This is a genomic window from Pseudomonas fluorescens (assembly GCF_000967965.1).
Taxonomy (GTDB): Bacteria; Pseudomonadota; Gammaproteobacteria; order Pseudomonadales; family Pseudomonadaceae; genus Aquipseudomonas; species Aquipseudomonas grandcourensis.
Window position 1 is genome coordinate 82,368 of sequence record NZ_LACC01000016.1, and the last position, 16,706, is coordinate 99,073.

The 16,706-nt window shown below is 60.1% G+C and carries 15 protein-coding genes; 4 read left to right on the top strand and 11 right to left on the bottom strand.

Annotated elements, in window-relative coordinates; translation table 11 throughout:
* Positions 1-38: 38 nt before the first annotated feature.
* The 8 genes from VC35_RS13745 to VC35_RS13780 form a co-directional block, all read right to left on the bottom strand.
* Positions 39-1,391, bottom strand: a complete 1,353-nt coding sequence (locus VC35_RS13745) for an LLM class flavin-dependent oxidoreductase (RefSeq protein ID WP_046040759.1) — start codon at positions 1,389-1,391, stop codon at positions 39-41.
* Positions 1,392-2,585 (bottom strand): SfnB family sulfur acquisition oxidoreductase, encoded by a 1,194-nt coding sequence (locus tag VC35_RS13750; RefSeq protein WP_046040760.1) that lies wholly within the window; start codon positions 2,583-2,585, stop codon positions 1,392-1,394.
* Between the two features lie 38 nt (positions 2,586-2,623).
* Positions 2,624-3,856, bottom strand: a complete 1,233-nt coding sequence (locus VC35_RS13755; protein WP_046040761.1) for an SfnB family sulfur acquisition oxidoreductase — start codon at positions 3,854-3,856, stop codon at positions 2,624-2,626.
* A 222-nt stretch (positions 3,857-4,078) separates the two neighbouring features.
* Positions 4,079-4,843 carry a hypothetical protein gene (locus VC35_RS13760; RefSeq protein ID WP_046040762.1) on the bottom strand — a complete coding sequence of 255 codons (765 nt, stop codon included), beginning with the start codon at positions 4,841-4,843 and terminating at the stop codon, positions 4,079-4,081.
* Positions 4,844-5,324: 481 nt separating this feature from the next.
* Complete coding sequence (tcyN, locus tag VC35_RS13765; protein ID WP_046040763.1) at positions 5,325-6,080, bottom strand: L-cystine ABC transporter ATP-binding protein TcyN; 756 nt, start codon at positions 6,078-6,080, stop codon at positions 5,325-5,327.
* 4 nt (positions 6,081-6,084) lie between these two features.
* Positions 6,085-6,750 carry a cystine ABC transporter permease gene (gene tcyL / locus VC35_RS13770; RefSeq protein WP_046040764.1) on the bottom strand — a complete coding sequence of 222 codons (666 nt, stop codon included), beginning with the start codon at positions 6,748-6,750 and terminating at the stop codon, positions 6,085-6,087.
* On the bottom strand, positions 6,750-7,550 hold the full coding sequence (tcyJ, locus tag VC35_RS13775) for a cystine ABC transporter substrate-binding protein (RefSeq protein ID WP_046040766.1): 801 nt from the start codon (positions 7,548-7,550) through the stop codon (positions 6,750-6,752). The genes tcyL and tcyJ overlap by 1 nt, the downstream gene beginning before the upstream one ends.
* 384 nt (positions 7,551-7,934) lie before the next feature.
* The gene (locus VC35_RS13780; RefSeq protein WP_046040768.1) at positions 7,935-8,933 is read right to left on the bottom strand and encodes a D-cysteine desulfhydrase; all 999 of its coding nucleotides are present in this window, start codon (positions 8,931-8,933) and stop codon (positions 7,935-7,937) included.
* Positions 8,934-9,124: 191 nt separating this feature from the next.
* Here VC35_RS13780 and epsC point away from each other — a divergent pair, with 191 nt between their 5' ends.
* Positions 9,125-10,051 (top strand): serine O-acetyltransferase EpsC, encoded by a 927-nt coding sequence (epsC, locus tag VC35_RS13785; RefSeq protein WP_046040769.1) that lies wholly within the window; start codon positions 9,125-9,127, stop codon positions 10,049-10,051.
* A 407-nt stretch (positions 10,052-10,458) separates the two neighbouring features.
* Positions 10,459-12,420, top strand: coding sequence for a choline transporter BetT (gene betT / locus VC35_RS13790; protein WP_185754786.1), 1,962 nt, complete (start codon positions 10,459-10,461; stop codon positions 12,418-12,420).
* A 9-nt stretch (positions 12,421-12,429) separates the two neighbouring features.
* On the opposite strand, the gene VC35_RS13795 is transcribed toward betT, so the two are convergent.
* Together VC35_RS13795 and VC35_RS13800 are read right to left on the bottom strand one after the other, a co-directional pair.
* On the bottom strand, positions 12,430-12,690 hold the full coding sequence (locus VC35_RS13795) for a hypothetical protein (protein ID WP_046040773.1): 261 nt from the start codon (positions 12,688-12,690) through the stop codon (positions 12,430-12,432).
* A 64-nt stretch (positions 12,691-12,754) separates the two neighbouring features.
* Positions 12,755-13,495: an SDR family oxidoreductase gene (locus VC35_RS13800; RefSeq protein ID WP_046040774.1), complete on the bottom strand. Its 741-nt coding sequence runs from the start codon at positions 13,493-13,495 to the stop codon at positions 12,755-12,757.
* Positions 13,496-13,615: 120 nt separating this feature from the next.
* Here VC35_RS13800 and VC35_RS13805 point away from each other — a divergent pair, with 120 nt between their 5' ends.
* A complete protein-coding gene (locus VC35_RS13805) occupies positions 13,616-14,506 on the top strand; it encodes a LysR family transcriptional regulator (RefSeq protein ID WP_046040775.1) in 891 nt (296 codons plus the stop codon).
* 133 nt (positions 14,507-14,639) lie between these two features.
* Positions 14,640-15,677, top strand: a complete 1,038-nt coding sequence (mgrA, locus tag VC35_RS13810) for an L-glyceraldehyde 3-phosphate reductase (RefSeq protein ID WP_046040777.1) — start codon at positions 14,640-14,642, stop codon at positions 15,675-15,677.
* A gap of 159 nt (positions 15,678-15,836) precedes the next feature.
* Here mgrA and tauD read toward each other — a convergent pair whose 3' ends face one another.
* Positions 15,837-16,679, bottom strand: a complete 843-nt coding sequence (tauD, locus tag VC35_RS13815) for a taurine dioxygenase (protein ID WP_046040778.1) — start codon at positions 16,677-16,679, stop codon at positions 15,837-15,839.
* Between the last annotated feature and the right edge of the window lie 27 nt (positions 16,680-16,706).

Below are 16,706 nucleotides of genomic sequence, written 5' to 3' on the forward strand. Positions count from 1 at the left end.
GCGCAGTCGAGCGGGAGCAAGCTCCCTCGCCACAGGGTTTAGTGTCGGTAGTGCGAGCCGGTGTGCTGTTCAGGCAAAAACGCCTCCTCGCGGAACAGCTTTTCTCGCAAGGTGCCGCTGTCATACGCCGTCTTGTACGAGCCCCGCCGTTGCAACTCGGGAATCACCAGCTCGATGAAATCCTCATAGCTTTCCGGCGTGACAATCCGCGTCAGGTTGAAACCATCGAGACCGGTTTCGGCAATCCAGGATTCCAGTTCATCCGCCACCTGCTGCGGTGAGCCGACCACGGTGATGTAACGCCCGCCGAGGGCGTGTTGGTCCAGCAGTTTGCGTCGTGTCCAATCATTGTTCTGAAGGTGTTTGGTGGCAGACTGGATCGCGTTGCTCTTCACGTACTGGATCGGCTCGTCGATTTCATATTGGGAAAAATCGATCCCGGTGGACGCCGAGAAGTGCGCAACGCCGGCTTCGGCACTGGCGTAGCTCAGGTATTCGGCGTGCTTGGCCCAGGCCAGCTCTTCGGTGGCGCCAACGATCACGTTCAGCCCCATGAACACCTTGATGTCCTCGGGATTGCGCCCGGCTTCGACGGCGCTGGCGCGCACCTTGTCCACCTGCGCCTTGGTCGATGCCTTGGTCTGGCCACTGATGAATACGCACTCGGCATGTCGCCCGGCGAACAGCAAGCCGCGATCCGAACTGCCGGCCTGGAACAGCACCGGCGTGCGCTGCGGCGAGGGTTCACACAGGTGATAACCCTCGACCTGATAGAACTCGCCCTTGTGCTCGACCTTGTGCACTTTGTCCGGCTGCGCGTAGATCCGCTGCTGCGGATCGTTCAGCACCGCGCCGTTTTCCCAACTGCCCTCCAGGAGTTTGTAGAGCACTTCCAGGTACTCGTCGGCCTGGTCATAGCGGCGGTCATGCTCGACCTGTTCACTCAGGCCCATGGCCTTGGCGGCGCTGTCGAGATAGCCGGTGACGATGTTCCAGCCAACCCGCCCACGGCTCAGGTGATCCAGCGTCGACAGGCGTCGGGCGAACAGATACGGCGCTTCGTAAGTGAGGTTGGCGGTCAGGCCGAAGCCAAGGTTTTTGGTCACCGCCGCCATCGCGGAGACCAGCAACAACGGATCGTTGACCGGCAACTGGATCGACTCTTTCAACGGCACGTCCACCGAGTTCTGGTAGACGTCGTAGACCCCGACGATGTCGGCGATGAACAGGCCGTCGAACAGCCCGCGCTCCAGCAGCTGCGCCAGTTCGGTCCAGTATTCGATCGTGTTGTAGCGGGTGGACGTGTCGCGCGGGTGTGTCCACAAGCCATGGTTGATGTGCCCGATGCAGTTCATGTTGAACGCGTTGAGCAGGATCTTTTTCTTGGCCATTCAGATGGTCCCCCGCAGTGGCGGGTTTTCATCGTTGAGGTAGTAATTGCCCACTGCGTGATACTTCCAGCGCACCGGGTCGTGCAGGGTGTGCACCCGGGCGTTGCGCCAGTGGCGGTCGAGGCCGTGTTCGATCAAGGTTGCCTGGCTGCCGGCCAGTTCGAACAGCGTGCTGCCGGCGGCCAGGGAGATTTCGGTGCTGAGGGCGCGGGCTTCGGCGACGGCAATCGACGCGGCGGCGACCGTCTCGGCCTGGGTGTCGTCCTGGGCCTTGTCGAGGTATTCACCGGCACGCTCCAACAGTGCTTCGGCGGCGTGCAGGCGAATGCTCAGGTGGCCGAAGCTCTTGAGGGTCAGTGGATCGTCCGTGGCTTTTTCGTGGGTGGCGTCGATCCACGGCCGGGTTTTGGTGCGCACGAAATGCAGCGCATCTTCATAGGCAGCGCGGGCGATGCCGGTGTCGATGGCGGCATGGAGAATCTGCGCCAGCGGGCCGACCGGGGTCGGGCGTTCGAAAGCGCTCTGAAAGGGGATGACATCTTCGGCAGCGACGTAGACATCTTCGAACACCACCGAACCGCTGCCGGTGGTGCGCTGGCCGAAGCCGCTCCAGTCGTCGATCACACTCAGGCCCTTGCTGTCGCGTGGGACGAACGCCAGTTGCTGCACGCCGTTTTCATCCACCACCGAGGTGGGAATGCGCTGGGCGTAGATCGCGCCCGTGGCGTAGAACTTGCGACCATTGATGCGATAGCCGCTGCCGTCACGAGTCAGGCTGGTGACGCGATCGTGTGCGGTTTTGGTGCCGAGTTCGGCCAACGCATTGCCGAAGCGCTGGCCGGCCAAGACTTCGGCGTACAGGCGTTGCTTCTGCTCGTGGCTGCCGTTCACCCGCAGTACTTCGAGGGCATAGAAATGGTTCTGCGGAATCTGCCCCAGGGAGCCGTCGGCCCGGGCGATCAAGGCGATGACCTTGGCCAGGGTGACGTTGGAAACACCGGCGCCGCCGTATTCCTTTGGCACGCTGATGCCCCACAGGCCCGAGCGGGAAAACACTTCCAGTTCCGGGTGTGGCAAACGGCGCTCGCGGTCGCGTGTGGCGCTGTCGCGTTTGAAGTCTTCGGCAAGGTCGCTGGCGACGATCAGGGCTTGCTCATCGCTGGTGATGACAGCGACGTGGTGAGAACTTGTCATGTGTTTCTCCAGAGCTCTGGCAAAAAGTGTTCTGGTCGTCAGATCCAGGAATGGCGATTAGGCAGCGTGCCGTTGAGGCGATAGGCGCCGACCGCGTGATACTTCCAGCGCACCGGGTCGTGCAGGGTGTGTACCCGGGCGTTGCGCCAGTGGCGGTCGAGGTTGAATTCGGCGAGGGTCGCGCGGCTGCCGGCCAGTTCGAACAGTTTTTCGCTGGCCAGCAACGAAATCTCGGTGGTCAGCACTTTGGCTTCGGCCACCGCAATCGAGGCGCGGGCGGCAGACTCGGCGGTGAGTGGTGCGGCGCTGACTTCATCGAGCACTTGTCCGGCCTTGCGCAGCAGCGCTTCGGCGGCGTGCAATTCGATTTTCAACTTGCCGATATCGGCGATCACGTACAGGTCATCGCTGGCCCGTTCGGCCTTGGCGTCGATCCACGGCCGGGCGCGGGTTTTCACGAAGTCGATGGCGTCGTCGATGGCGCCTCGGGCGATACCGGCGTCGATGGCCGCTTGAATCAGCTGCGAGACAGCACCCTGGATGTTCGGCGTGTCGTTGATCCGCCAGTTATCCACCACCAGTTCGGGATCGGCCTGCACGTTGTTGAGCAAAATCGTGCCGCTGGCGGTGGTGCGCTGACCAAACCCGGACCAGTCATCGACGATGCGCAATCCCGGTGTGCCGCGCCGGATGAACGCCAACACTTGCTTGCCATCATCGTTCAACGCTTTGACCGCGACCCAATGGGCGAACAGTGCGCCAGTGGAATAAAACTTCTGGCCATTGAGGACGCCGTCAGCGGTGATGCGTGCCTTCAGTTCCAGGGTGTTTTTGCTGCCGCGTTCCGGCCCGGCATTGCCGATGCGCCAGCCATCCAGGACGCTTTTGAACAGCTGTTTTTTTTGCGCTTCGGTGGCGCTGCCGAGCACCAGGTTAAGAATGCCGAACTGGTTTTGCGGGATCTGCCCAAGCGCCGGGTCTGCCGCGGAAATGATCGCGAAGACCTCGGCCAGGGTAACGAACGAAACCTGCGGGCCACCGTACTCGCGGGGGATGGAAATGCTGCCCAGGCCGCTGCGGGTGAACTGTTCTATTTCCGCCCACGGCAGCTTGCGCTGACGGTCCCGTTTGGCCGCTTGCAGGCTGGCGACTTGCGCCAGTTCGTGGGCCGCCTTGATGGCTTGAGCGTCATTGCGCAAGACTTTTGCGGGCAACAACAGGGGGGCGATGTCCAGGTCACTCTGGACGTTTGCATCTGCCAGACTGGACATCAGTGCCGCTCCTTGGCTGCACGCAATGCCCTGGCGATCTGCACTGGGGTGATTGTGTTCCGGACCATACCTACCTCACATCTTATGGAAGCGCCGCTTGTGGCCGCGCATGAAAACAAGGATGTCCGGTGGTCCGGTGTATATACCCTAAACGTGTATAAATATTTTATGAACTAACTTTTAGGAATATACATAGAAGGATGATCCCCCACAGAGGCTTCTTCATCGTCTACGGGGTTCAGCAGCCTTGAGGGGCTGTTTCTTCGGGACTTTCAGATAGGTATTTGCACACCCGATCTTCAGCGTACGGGCTGGCGCCCAGCGGGAGTTATTACCCACCCGGTCGAGAATGCAGTACGTCACTTCCAGCCGCAGGTCTTCGCCGGCTTCGAGGATGATGGCCGGCGGTATCCAGACCTGAACCGGCTGACCCACATCGGCGGACTTGAGCCGTGGCAGATCCATGCGCACATCGCCCCAGCGCAAGGTGATTTCGTCGTCGACGGCCATGTTCAGGTACGGTTCGATGGTCAAGGGAACACCGCGTTTGACCTGGCTCGGATTGACCCCCTGACGGCGAATCGCCTCGGGAATGCCCACCGGTGCCAGGCACTGGTTTTCATCGCCGCACAACGCGGAGGGTTGGCCGCCGGGGCAGTCGAGTTTGATCTGCACGTTTCGGCCGGCCGAAACCACCGGGTCTCGACCAACCTGCATGACCCGGTAGTGAATGTGCGAGGTACCGTTGGCGACAAAACTTTCAGGCACCCGCAGTTGCACCGGTTGGCCGGCATCGCTGGCCGTCAGCACGCGGGAGGCTACGTAGCAGTTGTCCCAGAACAGTTCGATCAGGTCGCCTTCGTCCATGGCGGGGTAGGGCGCCACATCGATGAGCAGGTGCGCCGCGCAAGTGACGTTGATGCCGGTCTTGTTGGATTGCGCCAGGGTCGGGGCCACAAGCCCGGATTTGTTCGAGGTGCTTTTCATGAAGTCTCCTTGAAGTCTTGCAACGAAGTCCGTTTCTGGGAATTCAAAAACTAAATATCGAGCAGCAAAACCATTCATTATTTTTAATTGAAATAATGGACTGGGCGTGATGAGTGATGTAGGTCGGAGACTAGATAAGAGTCAGGGTGGGCAAGTGTCAATGAGATTTGTTAGTTATGGCTGAAGTGTGATGTTATTCAGAAAGTTCCTACGGTGCTAAGTAAGTAAACCATGCCGGTGTGTCGAATTTGTCCGCTGAAAGTGGCTGTAAATTGGCAGTTTGGCGCGCGTGGTCGGCTAGGATCTGCGAAAGGAACCGGGTGGTGAGATGGAGTTTAATTGTTGCGACGCATATATATGTACCGCGTTCGCGTACAAAATATGTATATCGAATAGAGGGGGTTAGTTTGGTATTGGTAAAATATTTTTTCGGGGGGCGTCACTTCCGTCCATGGAAGGTGACTATTGTTGAGCGGGCTTGTTAGTTGTGGCTGTTGTTCAGGAATTTGCTGAGAAATTGTTTTGTCCGCTCTTCTTTCGGGTTGGCAAACAACGCCTTCGCTTCGCCTTGCTCGACGATCACACCCTTGTCGAAAAACACCACACGGTTGGCCACGTCCCGGGCAAAGCCCATTTCGTGGGTGACGATCACCATGGTGCGCTTCTCTTCGGCCAGGCCGCGGATGGTTGCCAATACCTCGCCCACCAACTCCGGGTCGAGGGCCGAGGTCGGCTCATCGAACAGGATCACTTCCGGTTCCATCGCCAGCGCCCGGGCAATCGCCACGCGCTGTTGCTGACCACCGGAGAGGCGACGCGGGTAGGCGTCTTCCTTACCCGCCAGGCCAACCTTGGCCAAGAGCTTTTTACCCAGGGCAACGGCATCGGCGTGCGCGATCTTCTTCACGATGATCGGGCCTTCGATAACGTTTTCCAGAGCGGTGCGATGGGGGAACAGGTTGAAGTTCTGGAACACGAAACCTACGTGCTGGCGCAAACGTCGCACCAGGCTCTGCTGCTGGTTCAGTGGGCGGCTGGTATCGATCTCGATATCGCCGACCTTGATCCGGCCGCTGGTGGGTTCTTCCAGAAAATTCAGGCAGCGCAGGAAGGTGGTCTTGCCCGAACCGCTAGGGCCGATGATCGCGACCACCTCACCTTCCTTGACCTCAAGATCGATGCCATTGAGCACGACTTGACCCTTGAACTGCTTTGTCAGTTTTTCCACGACAATCATTGGGTCAGGACTCCTGGTCGTGCCGATTGACCCGCGCTTCCAACTGGTTCTGCAGGTGCGAAAGCACCGTGGCCAGGACCCAGTAGATCAGTGCGGCGGCAAGATACATGGTGAAGATTTCGAAGGTGCGGGCGGTGATCAGCTGCGCCTGACGGAACAGTTCTGGCACCTGGATGGTAGCGGCCAGCGCGGTGTCTTTGACCAGCGAAATGAAGCTGTTGCCCAGCGGCGGCAATGCGGTGCGCATCGCCTGCGGCAGGATGGCCCGGCGCAGGGTCTGCGCGCGGGTCATGCCGATACTGGCAGCGGCTTCCCACTGGCCGCGCTCGATGGAGCTGATCGCGGCACGCAGGATTTCACAGGCGTAGGCGGCCATGTTCAGCGAGAAGCCGATCAGGGCCGCCGGCAGCGGATCCAGTTCCAGACCCAATTGCGGCAAGCCGTAATAGATCACGAACAGTTGCACCAGCAACGGCGTGCCGCGAAAGAACGACACGTAGATGCGGGCGATCCAGCTCACCAGTTTGAAGCGCGACAGGCGCATCAGCGCAAGACCGAACCCCATCACGAGGCCGAAGAACATCCCGCCCAGGCTGAGGATGACCGTGTAATACGCGCCCTTGAGCAGAAAGGGCGCGGAGTCCAGTGCGAGTTGGAAAGCTTCTCCCATTATTGAGTGACGTCAGCGTTGAAGTATTTTTCCGAGAGCTTTTTCAGGGTGCCATCGGCGCGCAGCTTATCGATTGCCTTGTTCACCGCGGCCAGCAGTTCAGGCTCGCCTTTACGCAGGGCGATGCCGGCTTCCTGACGGGAGAACGCATCACCGGCGGCGGTGGTGTCCTTGGCCTTCTTGGCGTATTCGAGTGCGGCCAGACGGTCGATCAGAATGGCGTCGATACGGCCGACACGCAGGTCCTGGAACTTGGTCGGATCATCTTCGTAGGTGCGGATGTCAGCGGTCGGCACATTGGCTTTCACCCACTCTTCGTAGTTGGTGCCCAGGCCTACGCCGACTTTCTTGCCGGACAGGTCAGTGGCGGACTTGATGTTCAGCTCGGCGGCCTTCTTCGTCAGCACCAGCGCCTGAATCCCGGAAACGGTGTACGGCTCGGAGAAGTCATACTTTTTCTTGCGCTCTTCGGAGATGGTCACCTGGTTGATCACTGCGTCCAGACGCTTGGATTCCAGGGCCGCGAGGATGCCGTCCCATTTGGTCGGTTGCAGTTTGACCTTCACGCCCAGCTCTTTGGCCAGGGCTTCGGAGAACTCGACTTCGAAGCCGGCCAGTTTGCCGTCGGCGTCGACGAAACTGAACGGAGGGTAAGTGCCTTCCAGACCGACGTTGATCACGCCAGCGTCTTTGATTTTTTGCAGTTGCTCACCGGCAACGGCTTGGCCAATCAGGCCGGCGCTCAGAGCCAGGCCCAGCGAGCCCACCAGCAGATTGCGACGTAATGCGGAAAAATTCATGACAAGCCCCTGTGTTTTCTTATGGAAGACGCTTAAGGAAAGTTGGCAAATTCGGGATTCGGACGACTGCGATATCCTGCCCTAATGCAGCTTATGCGTCTCGCTGCAAATTCGCCTGCGGCGTGACTATAAGATGATGCCGTTAGATAGGAAAATAATAAATATTCTATTTGTTATTCAATAATTGAATATGAAGGCGATCCATTGTGGCGAGGGGGCTTGCCCCCGTTCGGCTGCGCAGCAGTCGTAAAATTTGTTAGCCCGGTTCCACTGAAACTACGCGGTTGCAGGTTTTAGGGGCGCTTCGCACCCCAGCGGGGGCAAGCCCCCTCGCCACAGGTATTGCGACTTGTTCACAGGCAAGCTCTCTGCCGCTCAAGCGTGTCAACCCGTCAGATAATCCTTATAGGCAAACAACGCCGGCGCCCCGCCGGTGTGCAGGAATATAATCGGACCCTCGTCGAAACGCTGACGCCCGATCCCGTCCAGCAAGCCCGCCATGGCCTTGCCAGTGTAGACCGGGTCCAGCAGCAAGCCTTCCTGACTCGCCAGCAGCTTCACCGCCGCCAGTGTGCCGGCATTCGGCTCGCCATAACGCGGGGCGAAATACTCGTCCCACAACTCGACCTTGAAAGCCTCCGGCAGATTCACGCCCAGCAACTCGGCGGTGCGTTCGGCCAGGCCTTGAACCTTTGGCCGCTGGTCTTCATCGCTGCGCGAAACCGTCACGCCGATTACTGGCAGATCCGGCAGTGCTTCACTCAGGGCCAGTGCCAGGCCGCTGTGGGTACCGGCGCTGCCCGAGGCCAGGACCACGGCGGCGAAAGTCAGGCCGGTGTCCTTGATCTGCTCGGCCAGTTCCAGCCCGGCGCGCACGTAGCCCAGGGCGCCCAGCGCATTGGAGCCACCGATCGGCACCAGGTACGGCTTCTTGCCGTTGCTGCGCAGTCGGTTGGCCAAGGCTTGCAGTTGCTCGTCGGCGTTGTCGAGGTTTTCCACCAGTTCGACCTTGACATCGAACAGGTCGAGCAGCAGCCGGTTGCCGTTGCCGGTGTAATTGCTGTCGTCAGTGCCGAGAGGGTTTTCCAGAAGGGCTACGCAGCCCAGACCCAACTTGGCGGCAATGGCGGCTGTCTGGCGCACGTGGTTCGATTGCAGCGCGCCCGCCGTGATCAAGGTGTCAGCACCCTGGGCCAAGGCATCGGCGGCCAGGTATTCGAGTTTGCGCAGCTTGTTTCCGCCCATTGCCAGCGGTGTCAGGTCATCGCGCTTGACGTACAGGTCTCGGCCCAGCCAGGTCGACAGGCGTTCGAGTTTTTCGAGGGCGGTGGGCTGACCGAGCAGGTCGAGGCGGTTAAAGCGGGCGAGCTGTTGTTTGATCATGAGTCCGTACTGGCGGTTGAAGATCTCAGGACTATAGGCACGCCAAAAAGTTGGGGCAACCGCCAATCGCTTATAGCCAATCGAACTGAGCACAGCACTATTGGTTCTTAATTTGCCTCGTGACCCTTGCCGTAAAGTAATCGCCGTCAGTGCGGCCAGACAGTCCGGCCGCCCGTGAGGAGTTTTTTACCGTGAGTGAGCGTTCCAGCCATTGGCAATTGCAGACCATCGTCAGCCAGCTGCGCACGGCACGTGAACAGTGGCGTGCACAAAACGGCCGGGCCAGCGGCGAGCAGGGCGGTCGAGAATTACCGTCCCGCGCAGCCATGGCGGACATTCTCGAGGCCCTGTGTGGTGCGTTGTTCCCGATGCGCCTGGGGCCGGTTGACCTGCGCGAGGAGAGCGAAGACTTCTACGTCGGCCACACCCTGGATGTGGCGTTGAATGCGCTGTTGGCCCAGGCGCGACTCGAATTGCGCTACGCCGCGCGCCACAGTGACCAGGCCGAAACTGAAGTCGAAGCCCGGACCATCCAGATCATTCAGGACTTTGCCCTCGCTTTGCCTGGGTTGCGCAGCCTGTTGGACACCGACGTGCTCGCGGCCTATCACGGTGACCCGGCGGCGCGCAGTGTCGATGAAGTATTGTTGTGCTACCCAGGGATTCTGGCGGTGATTCACCATCGTCTGGCCCATCATTTGTATCGCGCCGGGCTGCCGTTGCTGGCGCGGATCAGCGCGGAAATCGCTCACTCCGCTACCGGCATCGACATCCACCCCGGAGCGCAGATCGGCCGCAGTTTTTTCATCGACCACGGGACGGGTGTGGTGATTGGCGAGACGGCGATCATCGGCGAGCGCGTGCGGATCTATCAGGCGGTGACCTTGGGCGCCAAGCGCTTCCCGGCGGACGAAGACGGTCAGTTGCAGAAAGGCCAGCCTCGGCATCCGATTGTCGAGGACGACGTGGTGATTTATGCCGGGGCGACGATTCTCGGGCGGATCACCATCGGTCAGGGTTCGACCATTGGCGGCAACGTCTGGCTGACCCGCAGCGTGCCGGCGGGCAGCAACCTGACCCAGGCGAATCTGCAGCATGATGATGGGGCGCAGAAGTAGGCCTTTGGATCTCCGTTGACTGGTCTGGCCTCATCGTCGGAACGCCGCCCGGAGCAAGCTCGCTCCCACAGGGTTTCCTGGCGTTCACAGCTTTTGTGTTCAACCCGGATCCGCTGTGGGAGCGAGCTTGCTCGCGATTGGATTTCAAGCCGAATCGAGTTGTTGGTCTTCAGCAAATTTCCTCCCTTGAGCTAGCGTAAGAACACCACCGCCGAGCCCTGCGATTAGTCCTTAGCCCCCTATTCATGTTTAACTTGAACGTTCATTCAAGTTAAACCGGCGGTTCGCTGCCCGCTCACAACAGGAGGCTTGCCTTTGCTGAGTCCGATTTCTACAGCCACGTTTTACCCCTTCGAGGTGCACCGAACATGAGTGCATCGTCCATCCCTCCAAGCGGTCTGATCCGCATGAATCCGCCGGTGTTCTGGTTCTCGGCGAGTTTCATCCTGTTGTTTGGTGTCGTTGTCATCGCCATGCCCGAGCACGCCGGTGCCTGGTTGCTGGCGGCGCAAAACTGGGCGGCCAACACGGTCGGCTGGTATTACCTGCTGGCGATGACCCTGTATCTGGTCTTCGTGGTGGTCACCGCCTTGTCCGGCTACGGCAAGATCAAGCTCGGTGCCGACCACGACGAACCCGAATTCAGTTATTTGTCCTGGGCCGGCATGCTGTTCGCCGCCGGGATCAGCATCACCCTGTTTTTCTTCTGCGTGTCCGAGCCGCTGACCCACATGCTGCAACCGCCCCAAGGCGAGGCCGGTACGGCGGATGCGGCGCGCCAGGCGATGCAGATTCTGTTTCTGCACTGGGGCCTGCATGGCTGGGGCGTGTTCGCCTTTGTCGGCATGGCGCTGGCCTACTTCGCCTACCGGCATAACCTGCCACTGGCCCTGCGCTCGGCGTTGTACCCGCTGATCGGCAAGCGCATCAATGGCCCCATCGGCTACGCGGTGGATGGCTTCGGCATCATCGCCACGGTGTTCGGCCTCGGTGCCGACATGGGCTTCGGCGTGTTGCACCTCAACTCGGGCCTGGACTACCTGTTCGGCATCGCCCACACCCAATGGATTCAGGTCGGCCTGATCACCTTGATGATGGGCGCGGCGATCATCGTTGCCGTATCCGGCGTCGACAAGGGCGTGCGGGTGATGTCCGACATCAACATGCTGCTGGCCTGTGCGCTGCTGCTGTTCGTGTTGTTCGCCGGCCCCACGCAGCACTTGCTCAACACCCTGATCCAGAACCTCGGCGATTACCTCGGCGCCTTGCCGATGAAGAGTTTCGACCTCTATGCCTACGATAAACCCAGCGACTGGTTGGGCGGTTGGACGGTGTTCTACTGGGCCTGGTGGATTGCATGGTCGCCGTTCGTGGGCCTGTTCATCGCACGGATTTCCCGTGGTCGGACCATCCGCGAATTCGTTTTCGGCGTGCTGTTGATCCCGCTCGGCTTCACCCTGGCGTGGATGTCGATCTTCGGCAACAGCGCCATCGATCAAGTGCTCAACCACGGCATGAGCGCGCTCGGCATGTCGGCTATCGATAATCCGTCGATGACGCTCTACCTGCTGCTGGAAACCTACCCGTGGAGCAAAACCGTGATCGCGGTCACGGTGTTCATCAGCTTCGTGTTCTTCGTCACCTCCGCCGACTCCGGCACCGTGGTGCTGTCGACGCTGTCCGCCAAGGGCGGCAACCCCGATGAAGACGGGCCGAAATGGCTGCGGGTGTTCTGGGGCGCGATGACCGCATTGGTGACCAGCGCTTTGCTGTTTTCCGGCAGCATCGATGCGTTGAAGTCGGCGGTGGTCCTGACTTCGCTGCCGTTCTCGTTGATCTTGCTGTTGATGATGTGGGGGCTGCACAAGGCGTTTTATCTGGAATCGCAGAAGCAGATTGCGCAGATGCATTCACTGGCACCGGTCTCGGCATCCCGGCGTGGCAAGGGTGGATGGCGCCAGCGCCTGAGTCAGGCGGTGCATTTCCCGTCGCGGGATGAGGTTTATCGTTTCCTCGATACGACGGTGCGCCCGGCGATTGAAGAAGTGTCTGCCGTGTTCATCGAAAAGGGTTTGCACGTAGCGACACACCCGGACCCGGCCAATGACAGCGTCAGCCTGGAAATCGGCCACGGCGACCAGCATCCGTTCGTGTATCAGGTGCAGATGCGTGGCTACTTCACGCCGTCGTTTGCCCGTGGCGGTATGGGTTCCAAACAACTCAACAATCGCCGCTACTACCGGGCCGAAGTGCATTTGAGCGAGGGCAGTCAGGACTACGATCTGGTGGGCTACACCAAGGAGCAGATCATCAACGACATCCTCGATCAGTACGAACGGCACATGCAGTTCCTGCATCTGGTGCGTTGATCAAGGCCCTCACGTCTCGGTGGTCAACACCATGAACAACACCAGCGCCGCCACCGGGACACCGAACACGGCGCTACCGACCACCAGTTCGGTGCTCAATGGCTGGCCGGCATGCACTATGCCGACTGCGGCATTGATCAGCGTCAGCGCCAACCACAGCACGATAAAACTGTAGGCCAGGGTTTGGCGGGTGAAGCCGATGTTCTCGCCGATGTAGAGCATCAGCGCCAGGAGGATCAGGCCGAAGGTGGTGATGATGGTGGTGTGCATGGTGAGTGCTTCCGCTGGATTTTTTGCCTGACAAACCGCTATCGCGGTGTCTGTTTGAGCATAGTTAAACCAACCCACCATTGACCCGCAAAATCTGCCCATTGACCCACGCTGAATCCGGCCCGGCGAGGAAGGACACGACACGGGCAATGTCTTCTGGCTGACCGAGACGCTCCAGCGGCGCCATCTTCGCGAAATTCTGAATCTGCTCCTCACTCTTGCCGTGCAAAAACAGCTCAGTCGCCACCGGCCCGGGAGCCACCGCATTGACGGTAATGTTGCGCCCGCGCATCTCTTTGGCGAACACCTGGGTCAGGGATTCCACTGCCGCTTTGCTGGCGATGTACACCGCGTAGCCCGGCAGGTTCATGCCGACGGTACTGCTGGAGAAGTTGATGATCCGGCCACCGCTGTTCAGGCGGGCCGCCGCTTCACGCAGGGTATTGAAGGTGCCGCGAGCGTGGATGTTGAAGTTCTGCTCGAACAGTTCATCGCTGTGTTGCGCCAGCGGCAGGACCTTGAGGATGCCGGCGTTGTTCACCAAAACATCGACCTTGCCGAACTGGGTTTCAACCTCGTCGAACATCCGGCGCACGTCGTCGGCATTGGCCACATCGGCCTTGATCGCTATGGCCTGGTGGCCGGCCTGACGTAGCTCCACCACCCGCTTCGAGGCTTCGGTGGCGCTGCTGGCGTAGTTGATGGCAACGGCGAAACCTTCGCTGGCCAGTTGTTTGGCGATGACCGCGCCGATGCCGCGGGAGGCGCCGGTCACGATGGCAACTTTCGGTGTTTGATGAGTCATGTTGGTGTTCCTGTCGATGGGGTGTGAAGTCAATTTCACATGTTTACTCAGGGCGATAAATGCACGAGAGTTGCCTTGACTGTTCAATAATCGCCAACAATCGAGTGCCTGGAGTGAGCTGTGGACCAAGTCAAAGCGATGAAGGTTTTTGTGCGGATCTACGAGCGCAGCAGCTTCACGCAGGCTGCCGATGACCTGAACCTGCCACGCGCGACGCTGACCCACACCCTGAATCAGTTCGAGGCCTGGCTGGGTACGCGTTTGTTGGAGCGCAGCACGCGTAAAGTGCGTCCGACGCTGGACGGCGAGGCGTATTACCTGCGTTGCGTGCAACTGCTGGCAGAGCTGGAAGAAGCGGAATTGGCGTTTCGCGGTGTGGCACCGAAGGGGCGGCTGCGGGTGGACTTGCACGGGACATTGGCCAAGCATTTCGTGATCCCGGCATTGCCGCAATTCATGGCGCGTTATCCCGACATCGAGCTGTCCATCAGCGAGGCTGACCGTCAGGTCGACCTGATCACCGAAGGTATCGATTGTGTGTTGCGCGCAGGAACATTGGGCGACTCCACGCTGATCGGCAAACGTGTCGCCAACCTGCGTCAGATCACCTGCGCCAGCCCCGCCTATTTGCGCAAATACGGCGAACCGAAAAGCCTTGCCGACCTGAGCCAGCACCGTGCGGTGAACTACGTTTCGCGCACGACGGCCAAATTGTTTCCCTTTGAATTCATGGTGGACGGTGAACTCAAGGAAGTGGCCATCGACGGTGCGGTCTCGGTGTTCGGCGCAGAAATCTACGCCGCCTCGGCGATTGCCGGACTGGGCCTGATCCAGTGCCCGCACTACCGGATGGAAACGCAAATTGCCCAAGGGTTGGTCAAGGAAATCCTCACCGACACCCCACCGCCATCAATGCCGGTTTCAGTGCTGTACCCGCACAACCGACACATGTCGCCCAGGGTCCGGGTGTTTGTGGATTGGTTGGGTGAGGTGTTTGCGGGGGCGCGGTAGCTTGTCAGCGGGAAATATGTGAAACGTTTCAGCAATTAGTCGAATCAGGGGTTTTCTGGCGTTTGTCCGGGCGTATGCTGGGCGACTGGCGAAGCAGTCGATACCAGATTCAAGACAGACAAGAGAGGATTCGATGACTTACACCGCTGCCGAAAACCGCTACGACTCCATCCCCTACCGCCGCGTGGGCCGCAGCGGGCTGGTGCTGCCGGCGCTGTCGTTGGGCCTGTGGCACAACTTCGGCGACAGCACGCCGATCGATACCCAGCGCGCGTTGTTGCGCACGGCGTTCGACCTGGGCATCAACCACTTCGACCTGGCCAACAACTACGGCCCGCCGTATGGCAGCGCCGAGATCAACTTCGGCCGTTTACTGCGTGAAGACTTCAAGCAGTACCGCGACGAACTGATCATCTCCAGCAAGGCCGGTTGGGACATGTGGCCCGGCCCTTACGGTCAGGGTGGCGGCTCGCGCAAGTACGTGCTGGCCAGCCTTGACCAGAGCCTGCAACGCCTAGGCGTGGACTACGTCGACATCTTCTATTCTCACCGTTTCGATCCGGACACTCCGCTGGAAGAAACCGCCAGCGCGCTCGCCACAGCGGTGCAGCAGGGCAAGGCGCTGTACATCGGCATCTCGTCCTATTCCGGGGTGAAAACCCGCGAAATGGCGGCGTTGCTCAAAGAGTGGAAAGTGCCGCTGCTGATTCACCAGCCGGCCTACAACCTGCTCAATCGCTGGGTGGAAAAAGACCTGCTGGATACCACCGACGAACTCGGCACCGGCGTGATTGCCTTTACCCCGCTGGCCCAGGGTTTGCTGACCGACAAATACCTCAACGGCGTGCCGTCGGATGCGCGGGTCAACCGTCCGGGCGGTGGTTCGTTGCAGGCGTCGCATTTGTCCGAGGCCAACATTGCCCAGGTGCGGGCACTCAACGAAATCGCCAAGCGTCGCGGCCAGAGCCTGGCGCAACTGGCGCTGGCCTGGACCCTGCGCGATCCTCGGGTCACTTCGGCCTTGATTGGCGCGAGCCGGCCGGAGCAGATCATCGAGAACGTCGGGGCGTTGAAGAACCTGAGCTTCAGTGCGCAGGAACTGGCGGAGATTGACCGGTTTGCCCAGGAGGGCGGGATCAATCTTTGGGAGAAGCCATCTACTGCGGAATAGGTGATCGGCACTGGATTTCTGGTGCCTGTTCCTGCCTCATCGCGGGCAAGCCCGCTCCCACAGGTTCAGCTGTGTTCACAGATTATGTGTACGACTCGGACCCTGTGGGAGCGGGCTTGCCCGCGATGGGGTCAGATTGGTCAATAAAGAAATCAGGGTTCAGCGAAAGAAAGGCACATCCCCCAATACCGTTGCCCGCTGCATCACCCGCCGCGCCGGGCGGTAATCGTCCACCGCGTAATGCTGGGTCACGCGGTTGTCCCAGAACGCGATGTCGTCCTGCTGCCAGCGCCAGCGAATGGTGAACTCCGGTCGCGTTGAATGGGCGAACAGGAACTTCAGAATCGCCTCGCTCTCGGTTTCCGACAGCTCGTTGATCTTCGAAGTGAAGCCTTCGTTGACGAACAGCGAGCGGCGCCCGCTGACCGGGTGCGTGCGGATCACTGGGTGCGACAGCGGCGGATTCTTGCGCCGTGCTTCCTCCCACTGGGCCAGTGCCTCGGGCGTATTGCCATAGCGTTCCAGCGGAAACGAACGAGTGAAGTCATGGGTAGCGGTCAGACCTTCGAGCAAGGTTTTCAGCGGCGCCGACAGAGCTTCATACGCTGCAATCCCGCTGGCCCACAACGTGTCGCCGCCAAACTCCGGCAGCAGCTTGGCACTGAGCACCGCGCCCATGGCCGGGGTCGGCAGGAAGGTCACGTCGGTGTGCCAGATCGCGTTGTCGCGCACGTCGGTGACGGCGGTGTCGAGGATCAGCACTTCGGGTTGCTCCGGCACATTCGGGTAGATCGGGTGAATGTGCAGGTCGCCGAAATTCGCGGCGAATCGCGCCTGTTGCTGTGGCGTGATCGGCTGGTCGCGAAAGAACAGGACCTGATGCTTGAGCAGGGCCTGTTCGATGGTATCGCGCTGCTCCAGGTTCAGCGGCTGGCTGATGTCGACGCCGCTGATCTGTGCGCCGAGGGCGGAGCTTAGGGGGACGATGGTCAAGTCACTCATGGTGGTTCTCTTCAATCTGGAGGTGCC

Bases quoted from the DNA above. Each gene is read 5' to 3' on its own strand.
- VC35_RS13780 (WP_046040768.1), bottom strand. From the start codon at position 8,933: ATGATCAAACAACAGCTCGCCCGCTTTAACCGCCTCGACCTGCTCGGT.
- betT (WP_185754786.1), top strand. From the start codon at position 10,459: ATGAATCCGCCGGTGTTCTGGTTCTCGGCGAGTTTCATCCTGTTGTTT.
- tcyN (WP_046040763.1), bottom strand. From the start codon at position 6,080: ATGATTGTCGTGGAAAAACTGACAAAGCAGTTCAAGGGTCAAGTCGTG.
- VC35_RS13800 (WP_046040774.1), bottom strand. From the start codon at position 13,495: ATGACTCATCAAACACCGAAAGTTGCCATCGTGACCGGCGCCTCCCGC.
- VC35_RS13745 (WP_046040759.1), bottom strand. From the start codon at position 1,391: ATGGCCAAGAAAAAGATCCTGCTCAACGCGTTCAACATGAACTGCATC.
- tcyJ (WP_046040766.1), bottom strand. From the start codon at position 7,550: ATGAATTTTTCCGCATTACGTCGCAATCTGCTGGTGGGCTCGCTGGGC.
- tcyL (WP_046040764.1), bottom strand. From the start codon at position 6,750: ATGGGAGAAGCTTTCCAACTCGCACTGGACTCCGCGCCCTTTCTGCTC.
- mgrA (WP_046040777.1), top strand. From the start codon at position 14,640: ATGACTTACACCGCTGCCGAAAACCGCTACGACTCCATCCCCTACCGC.
- VC35_RS13750 (WP_046040760.1), bottom strand. From the start codon at position 2,585: ATGACAAGTTCTCACCACGTCGCTGTCATCACCAGCGATGAGCAAGCC.
- VC35_RS13760 (WP_046040762.1), bottom strand. From the start codon at position 4,843: ATGAAAAGCACCTCGAACAAATCCGGGCTTGTGGCCCCGACCCTGGCG.
- VC35_RS13755 (WP_046040761.1), bottom strand. From the start codon at position 3,856: ATGTCCAGTCTGGCAGATGCAAACGTCCAGAGTGACCTGGACATCGCC.
- VC35_RS13795 (WP_046040773.1), bottom strand. From the start codon at position 12,690: ATGCACACCACCATCATCACCACCTTCGGCCTGATCCTCCTGGCGCTG.
- tauD (WP_046040778.1), bottom strand. From the start codon at position 16,679: ATGAGTGACTTGACCATCGTCCCCCTAAGCTCCGCCCTCGGCGCACAG.